The organism is Stenotrophomonas sp. FR012, from assembly GCF_047520565.2.
GTDB lineage: Bacteria > Pseudomonadota > Gammaproteobacteria > Xanthomonadales > Xanthomonadaceae > Stenotrophomonas > Stenotrophomonas sepilia.
In genome coordinates this window covers 107,150-122,090 of the sequence record NZ_JAXBQL020000001.1, presented here as the reverse complement: position 1 = coordinate 122,090, position 14,941 = coordinate 107,150, and the positions used below count along the sequence as shown (strand labels likewise).

At 65.5% G+C, this 14,941-nt stretch carries 12 protein-coding genes and 4 tRNA genes; 3 read left to right on the top strand and 13 right to left on the bottom strand.

Annotation, left to right across the window (positions count from 1 at the left end; all coding sequences use genetic code 11):
- Positions 1–40: 40 nt before the first annotated feature.
- The 13 genes from rplL to ACM0O9_RS00510 all read right to left on the bottom strand — a co-directional run bounded on the left by rplL (position 41) and on the right by ACM0O9_RS00510 (position 7,858).
- On the bottom strand, positions 41–409 hold the full coding sequence (gene rplL, locus ACM0O9_RS00570) for a 50S ribosomal protein L7/L12 (RefSeq protein WP_005415408.1): 369 nt from the start codon (positions 407–409) through the stop codon (positions 41–43).
- Between the two features lie 63 nt (positions 410–472).
- Positions 473–1,009 (bottom strand): 50S ribosomal protein L10, encoded by a 537-nt coding sequence (gene rplJ, locus ACM0O9_RS00565; RefSeq protein ID WP_005408203.1) that lies wholly within the window; start codon positions 1,007–1,009, stop codon positions 473–475.
- Between the two features lie 386 nt (positions 1,010–1,395).
- Positions 1,396–2,094: a 50S ribosomal protein L1 gene (rplA, locus tag ACM0O9_RS00560; protein WP_005415407.1), complete on the bottom strand. Its 699-nt coding sequence runs from the start codon at positions 2,092–2,094 to the stop codon at positions 1,396–1,398.
- 4 nt (positions 2,095–2,098) lie between these two features.
- Positions 2,099–2,527 (bottom strand): 50S ribosomal protein L11, encoded by a 429-nt coding sequence (gene rplK, locus ACM0O9_RS00555; RefSeq protein WP_004145248.1) that lies wholly within the window; start codon positions 2,525–2,527, stop codon positions 2,099–2,101.
- Between the two features lie 299 nt (positions 2,528–2,826).
- Positions 2,827–3,387: a transcription termination/antitermination protein NusG gene (gene nusG / locus ACM0O9_RS00550; RefSeq protein WP_004154362.1), complete on the bottom strand. Its 561-nt coding sequence runs from the start codon at positions 3,385–3,387 to the stop codon at positions 2,827–2,829.
- Between the two features lie 10 nt (positions 3,388–3,397).
- On the bottom strand, positions 3,398–3,811 hold the full coding sequence (gene secE, locus ACM0O9_RS00545) for a preprotein translocase subunit SecE (RefSeq protein WP_004145202.1): 414 nt from the start codon (positions 3,809–3,811) through the stop codon (positions 3,398–3,400).
- Positions 3,812–3,860: 49 nt separating this feature from the next.
- Positions 3,861–3,936: transfer RNA gene (locus ACM0O9_RS00540), tRNA-Trp, on the bottom strand.
- 102 nt (positions 3,937–4,038) lie between these two features.
- Complete coding sequence (tuf, locus tag ACM0O9_RS00535) at positions 4,039–5,229, bottom strand: elongation factor Tu (protein WP_065178958.1); 1,191 nt, start codon at positions 5,227–5,229, stop codon at positions 4,039–4,041.
- 41 nt (positions 5,230–5,270) lie between these two features.
- Positions 5,271–5,346: transfer RNA gene (locus tag ACM0O9_RS00530), tRNA-Thr, on the bottom strand.
- 49 nt (positions 5,347–5,395) lie between these two features.
- Positions 5,396–5,469, bottom strand: a tRNA-Gly gene (locus ACM0O9_RS00525).
- A 24-nt stretch (positions 5,470–5,493) separates the two neighbouring features.
- Positions 5,494–5,579: transfer RNA gene (locus ACM0O9_RS00520), tRNA-Tyr, on the bottom strand.
- A 137-nt stretch (positions 5,580–5,716) separates the two neighbouring features.
- Positions 5,717–6,733, bottom strand: a complete 1,017-nt coding sequence (locus tag ACM0O9_RS00515; protein ID WP_139726761.1) for an isoaspartyl peptidase/L-asparaginase family protein — start codon at positions 6,731–6,733, stop codon at positions 5,717–5,719.
- A gap of 105 nt (positions 6,734–6,838) precedes the next feature.
- Positions 6,839–7,858, bottom strand: coding sequence for a cyanophycinase (locus ACM0O9_RS00510; protein WP_095377075.1), 1,020 nt, complete (start codon positions 7,856–7,858; stop codon positions 6,839–6,841).
- A 170-nt stretch (positions 7,859–8,028) separates the two neighbouring features.
- On the opposite strand from ACM0O9_RS00510, the gene ACM0O9_RS00505 reads away from it, so the two are divergent.
- The 3 genes from ACM0O9_RS00505 to ACM0O9_RS00495 all read left to right on the top strand — a co-directional run bounded on the left by ACM0O9_RS00505 (position 8,029) and on the right by ACM0O9_RS00495 (position 14,921).
- A complete protein-coding gene (locus tag ACM0O9_RS00505) occupies positions 8,029–10,767 on the top strand; it encodes a TonB-dependent receptor plug domain-containing protein (protein ID WP_414604071.1) in 2,739 nt (912 codons plus the stop codon).
- 162 nt (positions 10,768–10,929) lie between these two features.
- Positions 10,930–13,701: a response regulator gene (locus ACM0O9_RS00500; protein ID WP_414604070.1), complete on the top strand. Its 2,772-nt coding sequence runs from the start codon at positions 10,930–10,932 to the stop codon at positions 13,699–13,701.
- Positions 13,698–14,921 carry an EAL domain-containing response regulator gene (locus tag ACM0O9_RS00495; protein ID WP_065186358.1) on the top strand — a complete coding sequence of 408 codons (1,224 nt, stop codon included), beginning with the start codon at positions 13,698–13,700 and terminating at the stop codon, positions 14,919–14,921. Before ACM0O9_RS00500 ends, ACM0O9_RS00495 begins: the two co-directional genes overlap by 4 nt.
- Positions 14,922–14,941 lie beyond the last annotated feature (20 nt).

The following is a 14,941-nucleotide window of genomic DNA, read 5'->3' as shown; positions in this document are numbered from 1 at the left end:
GCTGCATCGCCGCGAATCGGTGACGATGCAAGGTAACTGCTTACTTGACTTCGACAGTCGCGCCAGCAGCTTCCAGGTCCTTCTTCATCTTCTCGGCTTCTTCCTTCGAAGCGTTGTCCTTCAGGACGCCGCCGGCTTCGGCCAGGTCCTTCGCTTCCTTCAGGCCCAGGCCGGTGATGGCGCGGACGGCCTTGATGACTTCGACCTTCTTCTCGCCGGCAGTCTTCAGGGTGACGACGAATTCGGTCTGCTCTTCAACAGCAGCAGCCGGGCCAGCGGCAGCAGCCACGGCAACCGGAGCAGCGGCGGAGACGCCGAACTTCTCTTCGATGGCCTTGACCAGCTCCATCACTTCCATCAGGGACTTCTCGGCGATGGCGTCGACGATCTGTTCGTTGGTAAGGGACATGATTAATACCTTTGGATGATTTTCTGGATTGAGGTTCCGTCAGGAACCACGGTAAGTCGAAACTCAGGCGGTCTCGGCGGCCGGCTCGGCAGCGTCAGCGGCGACATCGCCACCCCCCTGCTTCTCGCCAACGGCCTTGATGGCGCGGGCAAACATCGTGACCGGCTCGGTCAGGACGCGGGCCAGCATGGCCAGGGCCTGGTCGCGGGTCGGCAGCGATGCCAGCACGTCGACGTGGCTCGCCGGGAACACTTCACCACCGATGGCGACGACCTTAGCCTTCAGCTTGTCGTTGCCCTTGGCGGCTTCCTTGATCAGGCGACCGGCAGCGCCGGGCTCCTCGAGCGAGAACGCGTACAGCAGCGGACCAACCATCTGGTCCTGGGCGACTGCGAACTCGGTGCCTTCAACGGCGCGCGAAGCCAGGGTGTTCTTGACAACCTTCAAGAAAACACCGGTTTCACGAGCCTGCTTGCGCATCGCGGTCATCTGGGCGACCGTGGTGCCAGCGTATTCGGCTGCGATCAAGGAGTGGGCCTTGGCGGCGACGTCTGCCAGCTCGGCGACTACTTCTTGCTTCTGGGACAGATTGAGAGCCATTGCACTCCTCCTATTGAACTCCGCTTACGGCTCCTGCCGTGTGCGGTCCTGTGCGGCATCCATCCTGGACGCCGGGAACATCGGGATGATGTTCCGGGGGTGGGCCGTTCTAGACCTGGAGTGGGCCAACCTGGGAAACCCAGACGTGCGTGAACCAGAAAAACTCCAGAAGGGCACCATCTACGCAGGGTGATTCCGGGGAATCGATTAAGCGCTCCTGACTGCTCCGGCGGCGACTCCTTGCCAGATCGAGCTTCCATGCCCGTCGCCGGTATTGCCACGACCGCGCCTGCGGTCTTTGACGGCTACCGCGGGCGATGCACTGCCAGCGATGCCTTCAAATGTCACGGTCACGGCACCCGGGGCACCGTGACCGCTTGAAACAATTACTTCAGGGTCAGCGACGACTGGTCGACGGTGACGCCCGGGCCCATCGTCGAGCTGACCGAAACCTTCTGCAGGTAGGTGCCCTTCGAGGTGGCCGGCTTGGCCTTGATCAGGTCCAGCAGCAGCGCGGTCAGGTTCGACTTCAGCGCGTCTTCGGCGAAGTCGGCCTTGCCGATGGTGCAGTGGATGATGCCGGCCTTGTCGGTGCGGTAACGGACCTGACCCGACTTGGCGTTCTTCACGGCTTCACCCGGGTTCGGGGAAACGGTGCCGACCTTCGGGTTCGGCATCAGGCCGCGCGGGCCCAGCACGGTGCCCAGCTTACCGACGACGCGCATGGCGTCCGGGGTCGCGATGACGACATCGTAGTTCAGATCGCCGGCCTGCATCTTCTCGGCCAGGTCATCCATACCGACGGCGTCGGCGCCAGCAGCCAGGGCTTCGTCAGCCTTGGCACCGGCCGGAGCGAACACGGCGACGCGGACCGACTTGCCGGTACCGGCCGGCAGCACGGTGGAGCCACGGACCTGCTGGTCGGACTTCTTCGCATCGACGCCCAGGCGCACGGCGACGTCGATCGACTCGACGAACTTGGCCTTGGTGGCGGTCTTCAGGATGTTGATCGCGTCCTCGAAGGCGTATGCCTTGCCCGGAACGACGGCGGCCTTGATGGCCTTCTCACGCTTGGTCTGTGCCATCTTATTAACCCTCCACCACGAGGCCCATGGAACGGGCAGAGCCAGCGATGGTACGCACGGCGGCGTCCAGGTCGGCGGCAGTCAGATCCGGTTCCTTCGCCTTGGCGATCTCTTCCAGCTGCTTACGGGTGACCTTGCCGACCTTCTCGGTGTTCGGGCGCTTGGAGCCCGACGAGATGCCAGCGGCCTTCTTCAGCAGGGTGGTAGCCGGGGTGCTCTTGGTGATGAAGGTGAACGTACGGTCCGAGTAGGCCGTGATGATCACCGGAACCGGCAGACCCGGCTCGAGCTTCTGCGTGGCAGCGTTGAACGCCTTGCAGAATTCCATGATGTTCAGGCCACGCTGACCCAGCGCAGGACCGACCGGCGGCGAGGGGTTGGCCTGACCGGCCTTCACCTGCAGCTTGATGTAACCGACAACTTTCTTTGCCATGTGAGTGCTCTCCGGGTGCTAGCGCCTTTCGACAACAGGCTCCCCATCGGACCGGGAATCACGCGTCCCGGCATCGCGTTTTGAAATCATGCTGAAGGCCACCTTGCGGCGGCCTCGTCCTGCTGGCTTTCCCAGCGGGGAGCCGCGCACTATAACAGGTTTTTTCTTCACATGCCTGAAGCGGCAGGTAAACGAACGGAACCGGGCCAGGCCCGGTTCCCTTTGGAGAGTCGAGCCTTGCCCGACTACCGCACCATCCATACCCCGGAGCCGAGCATGGCTCGACTCGACAGCACAGGTCAGACGGCCTTTTCGACCTGGCCGAACTCGAGCTCGACCGGAGTGGCACGACCGAAGATCAGCACCGAGACGCGCAGACGGCTCTTCTCGTAGTTGACTTCTTCGACGACGCCATTGAAATCGTTGAACGGACCGTCGGTGACGCGGACCATCTGGCCCGGCTCGAACAGCACCTTCGGACGCGGCTTCTCGACACCCTCCTGAACGCGATTCAGGATGGCCTCGGCCTCGGAATCGGCGATCGGCAGCGGGCGATCAGCGGTGCCGCCGATGAAGCCCATGACCCGCGGGGTTTCCTTGACCAGATGCCAGCTTTCGTTGTCGATGCGCGGAATGCCGGCTTCCTCGTGGGTCTCGATCTGGACCAGCACGTAACCCGGGAAGAACTTGCGCTCGGAACGGCGCTTCTGGCCGGCGCGCATCTCGACCACTTCCTCGGTCGGGACCAGGACGTCGCCGAAGCGCTCTTCCATGCCATCACGGACGATGCGATCGCGCAGAGCCTGCGCCACCGACTTCTCGAAGCCCGAATAGGCGTGAACGACGTACCAACGCTTCATGCAATTCTCCTTAGCGGCTCAGGAACCACTGAGTCAGTTTCTGGATCAGGAAGTCGAAGCCACCCAGCAGCAGGCTGAGGATGAGCACCACGACGATCACGACCCAGGTCATGCGGACGGCTTCCTGGCGCGTCGGCCAGACCACCTTGCGCAGTTCGAAGCGCGACTCGGAGAGGAATTCGCGGGTGTCGCGCCCCTTGCCGGTCAGCATGAACACGCCGATACCGCCAACCAGACCGACCACGACCGCCAATGCACGCAACTGACCCGCCCACGCACCCAGCTGGGCGGCGCGACCGGAGTCCGCGGAGAACCAGAACCAGACGAACAGACCGGCCAGCACCAGCAGCGATGCGGCGACATACTTGACGATATCTCCACCGTTGGCGGAGTTGTCCTTGGAGTGTTCGATCTTGCTATTCATCCGGCTGTGTCTGCTTTAGCGGCCCAGGCCGCTGGATAAGGTGGGCAGATGGCACGCCAGGAGGGACTCGAACCCCCAACCTGCGGTTTTGGAGACCGCTGCTCTGCCAATTGAGCTACTGGCGTACGTTGAAAACTTGCCTTCCCTTAGACGGCGAAGGCGGACCGAGGTTCCCGGCCCGCCATTCGCGTAACCGGCGGCGCTATGCAACCACCGGTACTGCAGGCTTACTCGATGATCTTCGAGACCACGCCGGCGCCGACGGTACGGCCGCCTTCGCGGATGGCGAAGCGCAGACCTTCGTCCATGGCCACCGGGTTGATCAGGGTGACTTCCATCTTGACGTTGTCACCCGGCATCACCATTTCGACGCCTTCCGGCAGCTTGGCGGCGCCGGTGATGTCGGTGGTGCGGAAGTAGAACTGCGGACGGTAGCCGTTGAAGAACGGGGTGTGGCGGCCGCCCTCGTCCTTCGACAGGACGTACACTTCGCCTTCGAACTTGGTGTGCGGCTTGATCGTGCCCGGCTTGGCCAGCACCTGGCCACGCTCGACGTCGTCACGCTTGGTGCCGCGCAGCAGCAGGCCAGCGTTGTCGCCTGCCTGACCCTGGTCCAGCAGCTTGCGGAACATTTCAACGCCGGTCACGGTGGTCTTCTGCACCGGACGGATGCCGACGATTTCGATTTCGTCGCCAACCTTGATCACGCCGCGCTCGATACGACCGGTCACCACGGTGCCGCGGCCCGAGATCGAGAACACGTCTTCCACCGGCATCAGGAACGGCTTGTCGATCGCACGCTCCGGCTCCGGAATCCAGCTGTCCAGCGCGTCGACCAGCTTCAGGATGGCCGGCACGCCGATGTCGCTCTGGTCGCCTTCCAGCGCCAGACGGGCCGAACCGGCGATGATCGGGGTGTCGTCGCCCGGGAACTCGTACTTGCTCAGCAGCTCGCGCACTTCCATCTCGACCAGCTCGAGCAGCTCGGCGTCGTCCACCATGTCGGCCTTGTTCAGGAACACGACGATGTACGGCACGCCGACCTGGCGCGACAGCAGGATGTGCTCACGGGTCTGCGGCATCGGGCCGTCAGCGGCCGAGCACACCAGGATCGCGCCGTCCATCTGGGCGGCACCGGTGATCATGTTCTTGACGTAGTCAGCGTGGCCCGGGCAGTCAACGTGGGCGTAGTGACGGGTCGGGGATTCGTATTCGACGTGCGCGGTCGAGATCGTGATGCCACGCGCCTTTTCTTCCGGCGCGGCGTCGATCGAGGAGTAGTCCTTGAACTCGCCACCGAAGCGCTCGGCACCGATCTTGGTCAGTGCGGCGGTCAGCGTGGTCTTGCCGTGGTCGACGTGACCGATGGTGCCGACGTTGACGTGCGGCTTGGTGCGCTCGAACTTACCCTTGGCCATGGCTGCTTATCTCGAATTCGTCTGAGAGGTGATGCTTAAGATGGTGCTCACGAAAGGAATCGAACCTTCGACCTCTTCCTTACCAAGGAAGTGCTCTACCGACTGAGCTACGTGAGCCGAGTTTTGCATTATGACATGAACTCGATAATATTCAAAGTTCATTCAATGGAGCGGGAGACGGGAATCGAACCCGCACCATCAGCTTGGAAGGCTGAGGTTCTACCATTGAACTACTCCCGCGCCGGGAATGTCACAACGTGAAACTGGTGGAGGGAGGTGGATTCGAACCACCGAAGGCGTAAGCCAGCAGATTTACAGTCTGCCCCCGTTGGCCGCTTGGGTATCCCTCCTTACCACCCCAACCCGTTGCCGCCGAAGCGTTGCGGTGTGTGGTGGTGAGCCGCTTATTCTGCTGATCAGGCGGGGGGCTGTCAACGCTTTTTTCCATCTTTTTCACACGTTGTCGCAAACCCATTGATACGCAAGGTTATTGCCCAGGGACCGACAGGGTCTCGCTGGCGAAAATTGCGACATGGGGGACGCCATCGGCGCCGATCCAGCCCCGATACATGCCCCGGGTGTTGAACGGCATGGCCATTTTTCCGTCTGCGGCAAGCACGATCGCGCCGCCGTCGCCGCCCATCTTCGGAATCATCTCGTTGATCACGCCCCTGCCGGCCTGCTCCGGCGTCTGCCGCTGGTAGCGCATGCGCGCACAGATCTCGTGCGCGGCCGCAGTCCGGATGTAGTACTCGCCCCAGCCGGTGCCCGATACCGCGCAGCCCGCGTCGGCCCAGGTACCGGCGCCGATGATCGGCGAATCACCCACACGGCCATAGCGCTTGTTGGTCATGCCACCGGTGGAGGTGCCGGCGGCAAGCTGCCCCTGCGCATCCAAGGCAACCGCGCCCACCGTGCCGAAGTGCCTTGCGGTCTCCAGGTCGGCGTGCGCCTGGCCACTGGCCTCTTCCTTCAATGCGCGCTGCAGTTGCTGCCAGCGCTTGTCGGTACGGAAGTAGGATGGATCTACAAGGCCGATGCCCTGCTCCACCGCGAATGCCTCGGCACCCTGCCCGACCATCATCACGTGCCTGGACTTCTGCATCACGGCCTGGGCCAGCAGGATCGGGTTGCGCACCCGCTGCACGCCGGCCACCGCACCTGCAGCCAGGGTGGCGCCATCCATCACTGCGGCATCCAGTTCGTTGTGGCCGTCATGGGTGAACACCGCGCCCTTGCCGGCGTTGAAGGTCGGATCGTCCTCCAGCACGGTGATTGCCGCAGTGACGGCTGCAAGCGCCGGGCGACCGGCCGCCAGTTCGGCATGGCCCTTCAGCAGCGCCGCGCGCAACGCGTCGCGCGCAGCCTTCTCTTCAGCCGGCGACAGGTCCTTGCGCTCGACACCGGCACCGCCGTGGATGACCAGCAACGGCGAGGCGGCCGGGGCGGCCTGGGCAAGCAACGGCAGGGACAGCAGCGCGGACAGCACCAGGCGCAGTTTCATCGGGTACATCTCCAGCAGGTGTAGTGAATGGATTGCACCGGCAGTGCCGGCCGCTGGCCGGCACCGGTCGCATCAGGAAGGTGGGTTGCCGGCCAGCGGCCGGTACTACCGAAGCGTGAACTCAATCTCGCCGTCGCTGACGTCGGCCACGGCCTGGTAATCGGCCTCGGCCTGGAAATCATCCAGCCGCATGCGGCTGCCGCTGGCGACCACCGTCACCGGCACCGCATGGAAGCGCAGCGGCTCGCCCTCCACCAGGCGGTCGGCGTCGCGGCCGGGGCTGACCACCCAGACCTTGCCTTCGCCATCTGCGCTGTAGACCTGGGCCCGGCCATCGGGCTCAACGCACAGGGCGGTGTCCTCATCGACGCCGATGCCGACGATGTCAGGGTCGCCGCTGTCCTGGGCGGCACGTGCCACGAACACGATCAGGCGACCGAGCCGGTCACGCTTGTCGAAATGGGTGTCGGTGACCACGCGCTGCAGGTAGGGCATCTGCAGGAAGCCGCTGTCCAGGGTCACGGCACTGCCCATCGGGTCGGCCAGCGCACCGGCCGAGGTGATGCTGCCGCCATCCATGGCGCCATAGGCATAGCCGCCGAGGATGGCCAGGCCAGCGCTGGTACCGGCAATCGGCTTGCCGGCGCGCACATGGGCGTTGAGTGCACGGTTGAGTGCGGTGCCCTTCCAGAAGCGGATATAGCGGGACTGGTCGCCGCCGGCAATGAAGATGGCATCGGCCGCCGCGACCACGCGCAGCACCGCCGGATCATCGGCACCGCGGCGGCTGTCGAAGACCAGGGTCTGCACTGCGGTAGTGCCGCCGATCTCGCGGTACAGGCGGTCCTGCAGTTCGTCGCCACCGGAGGCGCGCAGAATCAGCACACGGCCATTGCCGGCCTGCTTCAGCCACCACTGGAAGGCCTCCGGCACCCACTCGCCACCGCCCATCAGCATCATGGCGGGCGCGCGCGGACCGGGACGCGGGGATTCCAGATCGCCGATTTCGTAATAGGCGAAGCCGGGGCCCTGCAGGTCCTGCGCGGGCGTGGCCAATGGCCAGGCCAGCACCAGCAGCGCCAGCCAGGCGAAGGGGCCAGGCAGGATCCGGTCGAGGCGTCGCATCTTGATCTCCCTGAACAAAATCGACTTGCAAGCGTTTTCACTCTTTGCCAGATAGGGGCCCAGTAGTCAAGGACATGAAAAAGGCGTTAAATGCGCGCGCCCATTCCGGAAGTCTGAATGGGGGACAGGGCCCCTCCTCTGCGGGCCGGCTTCATTTCCGAGAATTCCTCATGCGTAGACAGGCGATGGCGTGGTCGATCCAGCTGGCGTTGATGGGCGTGGCTGCTTCCGCGGCGGCCCAGGCACCGGCTTCCTCTTCGGTGCAACAACTGGACGCGGTGCAGGTCACCGGCTCGCGCATTCCGCGCGCCCAGGTGGAAGGCCCCGCTCCGATCACGGTGATCAATGCCGAGCAGATCCGCTCCAGTGGCTTCACCACCGTGCCGGACGTGCTGCGTGCAATGACCCAGAACGGCGGTGAGACGCAGAGCCAGCAGTCTTCCAGTGGCGCCGACTTCTCGCCGGGCGCCCAGCAGGTGGACCTGCGCGGCCTGGGCCCGAACCACACGCTGGTGCTGGTCAATGGTCGGCGTATTGCCGATTTCCCGATGCCGTTCAAGGGCCGCAGCAACTTCACCGATGTCTCCAACATCCCGCTGGGCATGATCGAGCGCATCGAAGTACTGACCGGCAGCGCCTCGGCCATCTACGGCTCGGACGCGATCGCCGGCGTGGTCAACTTCATCCTGAAGAAGAAGGCCGACGGCACCACGATCGACATGCGCATGGGCACCACCAGCGAAGGCGGCGGCGAGTCGTTCGACATGAGCCTGGCCAGCGGTTTCAGCCGTGGCAACTTCAACGCCGTGTACAGCGTCGAGCTGCAGTCGCAGACCCCGCTGTGGGCCTATGACCGTGACATCCAGGACTCGACCCAGGATGGCCCCACCGAGGGTTCGCGCATCGCGCGCCGTGCCTATCTTCGCACCGACTACAACGATGACTACCTGGACCCGGGCGCCGCCACCTGCGAAGCGCTGTCCGGCCAGAACCAGGGCAGCACCTATCGTGCCTACCGCCCGAAGTACGGCTACTACTGCGGCAGCGACAGCTCGATCGGCTACGGCACCATCCTCAGCAAGCGCCGCGGCGCCAACGGCTACGCGTCGCTGAGCTACGACTTCGACAATGGCCAGCAGTGGTTCGCCGACGTGCAGCTCGGCTACCACACGATGTCGCTGATGCGCGACGTCACCCAGTGGGGCCGCATGGATGCCAACGGTGATGAGTCGGGCTACTTCAACAACGAAGCCACTGGCGAGATCGAGTTCTGGCAGCGACAGTTCTCGCCCGAGGAAATGGGCGGCCTGCGCAACGCCATGGTGCGCAGCACTCAGAAGACCTTCAGCGTGACCACCGGCTTCAAGGGCAACCTGATTGGCAACTGGGATTACGAAGCGGCGTTGAGCCATTCGCAGTACCAGTCGCACATCAGCTGGGCACAGATCATTGCCGCCAAGGCCAATGACCTGTTCCTCGGCCCGCAGCTGGGCGTGGATGACGACGGTTTCCCGGTCTACAACGCCGATCCGTCACGCCTGTACCGTCCACTGACCCGCGCCGAGTACGACTTGATCGCCGCGCGTACCACCTACACTCCGAAGTCGCGCACGGAAACCGCCGCCTTCACCCTGACCAACGCAGCACTGTTCGCACTGCCCGGTGGCGATGCCGGGTTTGCCGCGACCGTGGAAGTGGGCCAGCAGGCCTATTCTCTGAACCCCGATCCGCTGGCGACCGGGTACTACTACTACAGCTGGAAGGATTCGGACGGCAAGGGTTCGCGCAACCGCTGGGCGACGGCTGCGGAGCTGCGCATGCCGCTGCACGACACGGTCAACCTGAGCGTGGCGGGCCGCTACGACCAGTACCGCTATTCCGGACACAGCATCGGCAAGGCGACCTGGAGCGGCGGCCTGGAATGGCGCCCGATCGATACCCTGCTGGTGCGCGGCTCCTACGGCACCGCATTCCGTGCACCGGACCTGCACTATGTGTTTGCCGGACCGGGCAACGACGAGACCAGCGCCGAGGATCTGTACACCTGCCGCCTCGAGGAGGCCAGCGACTGTTCCGATTACGAGCGCAACCTGATCCGCAGCCGCACAGGCAACCGCCAGCTCGACCCGGAAACCAGCACCTCGTGGAGCGCCGGCTTCGTCTGGTCACCGGCGATCGGCCTGGACCTGTCGGTGGACTGGTTTGACATCGATATGCGCAACCAGGTGCAGGACATGGACGTGCGCACGCTCCTGGCCAACGAAGCAAACTGCCGCCTGGGCAGCGCCGACATCAATTCGCCGACCTGCGTGGACGCGCTCGCCCGCATCACCCGCAGCAACGACGGACGCCTGTATGGCGTGCGCGTGGAGCCGATCAACGTCGCCCGCGAATCCACCTCCGGCATCGACGCCGGCCTGCGTTATCGCCTGCAGACGGGCATCGGCGATTTCATCTTCAACGGCACGCACACCTGGGTGAAGAAGCATGATTTCCAGCGCTACCCCGGCGACCGCTTCGAAGACCAGTTCGCGGTCAACAGTGGCTTCGACATTCCGCGCACCAAGACCAGCCTGAGCGTGACCTGGGAGAAGGATGCGTGGTCGGCAACGGTGTACGGCTCGCGCCTGGGCAAGCTGCCGACCTCGGACAGCTACGACCAGGTGTTCGACTGGGACAGCGGCGACAGCCCGTACGTGAGGGCGACCTATCGCTACAACGCCTCGCTGCAGTACCGCGTCGACGACCACTCGCGCCTGTCGCTGTCGGTGGTCAACGTGTTCAACAAGATGCCGCCGAAGGACCGTACCTACACCGCTTACCCGTACTACGACGTGTCCTGGTTCGACAGCGTCGGCCGCACGATCAACCTGCAGTACACCCACAAGTTCGGTGGCAGCGCACTGTAAGTGCCTGGCCAGCGCCGATACAGGAGACCCCCGCTTCGGCGGGGGTTCTCTTTTCCGCCGCCTGAACGGTACCCACGCGCAGGCTCCGGCCTGACCGGCCAGCGGGGGATTTTAGGAAACAGCTGATTCCGCGCCATCAGCGCCGCTCCCTAGCATCGTTGCATGTTCCGCTTTCCCCGCCCTTCGCTGCAGCAGGCCGTGCCATCGACCACCGCGTCGGTGTTGCTGCGCTGCCTGACCGTCTGCGTCTTCATCTGCCTGGCCGCCGCGGCCGGGTTCTACCTGCTCACGGCATTCACCGAAGACATCTCGACCCATCGCCGCGAGATGAATGCAGCGGCCTACAAGGCACAGATCTATTTCGACCAGCGCGAAGCCCTGCTGCGCTACCTGGGGGATTCGGTACTGGCCGGCAACCCGGATGCACCGGCCGCAGACAGCGAGGGCGTGCGCCAGCTGCCGCTGGATGGTCCCGGTGGCCAGCCGGGCCAGCGGCTGCTGCTGTCAGCGCGCGCCGAGCACACGCTGCAGGCACTGCAGACGCATCTGCTGCTGATCGATGCACGCGGCGCGCACTGGCTGGCCGGGGGCGAGGTCGACGTCGACCTGGTGCACCTGCCATCACTGCGTGCGCTGCAGGCACGCAGCGGCAGCCTCCAGGGTGCAGACCCGGTGTACTGGCTGCGGCCGGGTGACAGTGGCGTTGCGCTGGCGCAGCCGGTACAGGCGGGCCCCCAACCGGCGCAGTGGCTGGTGCTGCTGCTCGATGGCGCGGCGGCGGCGAGCATGATCGACGGCCAGGGCATTGGCGGTTACGCGCTGCTCGACCGTGCGGGGCAGCCTGCATTGTCCAGCCAGGCACCGCGGCTGGATGGTGCGGGCTGGAAGACCCTGCGGGAGCGCCAGGACGACAGCTTCGGCACGTTGTGGAGCGGTGGCCTGCCGCGCGGCGTAGCGCTGGTGAAAAGTGTCGGCAATGACGGCTGGCGGTTGGTCTACCACCTGCCGCCGCCGCTGCTGCTGGGCGACCTGGCCGTGCCCCTGCTGGTCTGCGTGCTGTTGCTGCTGCTGGCCGGTGTTGCGCTGCGCCTGCTACGGCATCGCGTTGACCTCCAGCTGATCCAGCCGGCCCTGCAGCAGCACCGCCGCCTGCTGGAGAACCTGGACTTCAGTTCGACGGTGATCGACATGGCGCCGGTCGGCATCTGCGTCCTGCGCCGCAGCGACCGCGCGCTGCTGCTCTCCAACCAGCTGCTGCGCGACTGGCTCGGCGAAGAAGGCGAACACAGCGACTGGCAGGCACCATGGCGCGGACATGCCGGCGAACGCGGGCGTGGACTTGAATTCACCGCCCGCGATGGGCGCCAGCTGCAAGTGCTGCACGCGGCCTGCCGCTACCAGGGCGATGACGTGCTGCTATGCGTCTTCCATGATATTTCCCGGCACCGCCAGGCACAGGCCGCACTGTCGTCGGCACGCCAGGCCGCCGATGCGGCCAACCAGGCCAAGAGCGCGTTCCTGGCCACCATGAGCCATGAGATCCGCACCCCGCTGTATGGCGTGCTGGGCACGCTGGAGCTGCTGGGGCACACCTCGCTGGACGCCCGGCAGTCGCAGTACCTGCGCACCATCGAGAGTTCCTCGTCGGTCCTGCTGCAGTTGATCAGCGATGTGCTGGATGTTTCCAAGATCGAGTCAGGACAGCTCAGCCTGGAGCCGACGGCGTTCTCGCCGCGCGAGCTGACCGAGAGCGTGCTGCGCAGCTTCGCCGCGTCGGCCACCTGCAAGGGCCTGCAGATCCTGGTCTGTACCGATCCGCGCCTGCCGACACGGGTGCTCGGTGATGCCGACCGCATCCGCCAGGTGCTGGGCAACCTGCTCAGCAACGCGATCAAGTTCACCGAGCATGGCCGGGTGGTATTGCGCGTGCGCCAGGTGCAGCGCGAAGCTGAATCGAGCGTGCTGGCATGGCAGGTGACCGATACCGGCGTGGGCATCGCTGCGGAGGAACAGGCGCGGTTGTTCGAACCGTTCCGCCAGGTCCGCGGCGCAGCCAGCGCGCAGGGCACCGGCCTGGGCCTGTCCATCAGCGACCGCCTGGTACGCCTGATGAGCGGCGAGCTGCAGGTGGTGAGCGAACCCGGGCTGGGCAGCAGCTTCAGCGTCCGCCTGCCGTTGCCGGTGCTGGCCGCTGCCGAAGATGGCCCCACACTGCTGCCGGAACCACCGATCCTGGTGCGCGGCCGCGACCGCGAGCTGGTCGACAGTGCCTGTGGCTGGCTGTGTCGCTGGGGCGCCAACGCGCAGCCCCTGCTTGGTGACCCGGCGTTGCTGGACCATGACGGCGCGATCCTGATGGATGGCGAAGCCGGGATGCCGCTGGCCTGGTCGGGCCCGCGCGTGGTGGCATCGATCGAGGGCGGTGACCAGCCGATCACTGCCGCCGACGGCAGCCTGGTGGTGACCCTGCACGGCATGACCGCGATCGGCAAGGCGCTGGCCAGCGTGCAGCAGCAGCGCGCGGCGCAGCCGGAGGCCACGCGCACGGCACCACCGATGCCTCTGGGCCTGCGCGTGCTGGCCGTCGAGGACAACCCGATCAACCGGGTGATCCTGGCCGAGCAGCTGCGCACCCTCGGCTGCGACGTGGAGCTGGCACAGGATGGCATGGAAGCGCTGCAGCGGTGCCGCGAGCAGTGCTTCGATCTGGTGGTGACCGACATCAACATGCCGCGCATGGACGGCCACGCGCTGGCCCGCCAGCTGCGCGATGACGGCAACCCGGTACCGGTGATCGGCGCCACCGCCAATGCCACCGCCGAAGAGCGCGAGCGCTGCCTGGCCAGTGGCATGCAGGGCTACCTCAGCAAACCCGTCGACATCGCCCGCCTGCGCAAGGCGCTCACCACCCTGCGCCAAGGAGACGCCGCATGACCCAGCGCGTCCTGATCCTGGAAGACCAGCCCTTCCAGCGTGGTTTCCTGGCCAATCTGTTCGGCAGCCGCGCCGGTATCCAGGTCGATGCCTGCGAAGACGTGGATGCCGCCATCGCACTGTGTGCCTGCCAGCCCTACGACCTGGTGGTCAGTGACCTGCTGATGCCCGGGCAGGACGGCATCCAGTTCATCCAGGCACTGGCGGCGCAACCACGCCCGCCGCGCCTTGCCGTGGTCAGCGCGGCCCCGCGGCGGATGATGACCTCGGCACGGCTGATGGCCGAATCGCTGGGGCTGGATGTGATCGGCCTGCTGCCCAAGCCGGTGGCGGCCGCCGACGTGGACGCGCTGTTCGAGGCGCTGGCGCAGGCGCGCCCGGCCACCGACAAGGCCCCCTCACTCGCGGCAGCGGCAGTCCCCGAACCGGATGCGTCGCAGCTGCGCCAGGCGATGGCCGATGGCAGCCTGACGGCGTGGTTCCAACCCAAGAAGTCACTGCAGTCCGGACGGGTGGTGGCGGCCGAAGCACTGGTGCGCTGGCGCCACCCGCAGCTGGGCACGCTGGCCGCCGGCAGCTTCCTGCCGGCGATCTGCCGCTACGGGCTGGAGGGCGACCTGCTGCGGATGATGCTCAAGGCCAGCATCAGCGCACAGGCGCGTTGGCGCAAGCAGGGCTTCCGGGTACCGGTGTCGATCAACCTGCCGCCTCATCTGCTGGAGCAGTCGGACCTGCCCGATGAGCTGCTGGCGCTGACCCTGGCCCACGGCGGGACGCCCGGCGAGTTGTGCTTCGAACTGATGGAGAACAGCACCACGCGGCACGTCAGCGACTTCTATGCCGGTGCCTGCCGGCTGCGCATGAAGGGCTTCGGCTTGGCCCAGGATGATTTCGGGCAGGGCCTGAGCTCGGTCCACAACCTGGTCAATACCCCCTTCACCGAGGTCAAGATCGACCGCGCGCTGGTCAGTGGCTGCGCCCGTGACCCGGCCCTGCACCTGACCCTGTCGACGGTGATCGCACTGGCCAACCAGCTGGGCCTGATCATCGTGGCTGAGGGCGTGGAAAGTGATGCCGACCTGGCCGCACTGCGGCAGTTAGGGTGCAGCCAGGTGCAGGGGTTCCTGATCTCGCAGGCGCTGCCGTCGGACGAATTCAACCGTTTGCTGGACGAGGAAGCACCGCAACTGGACGAAAGACCGCGGGCCGCCCTGCGCTGACGCGGATTCCACGACGGCTT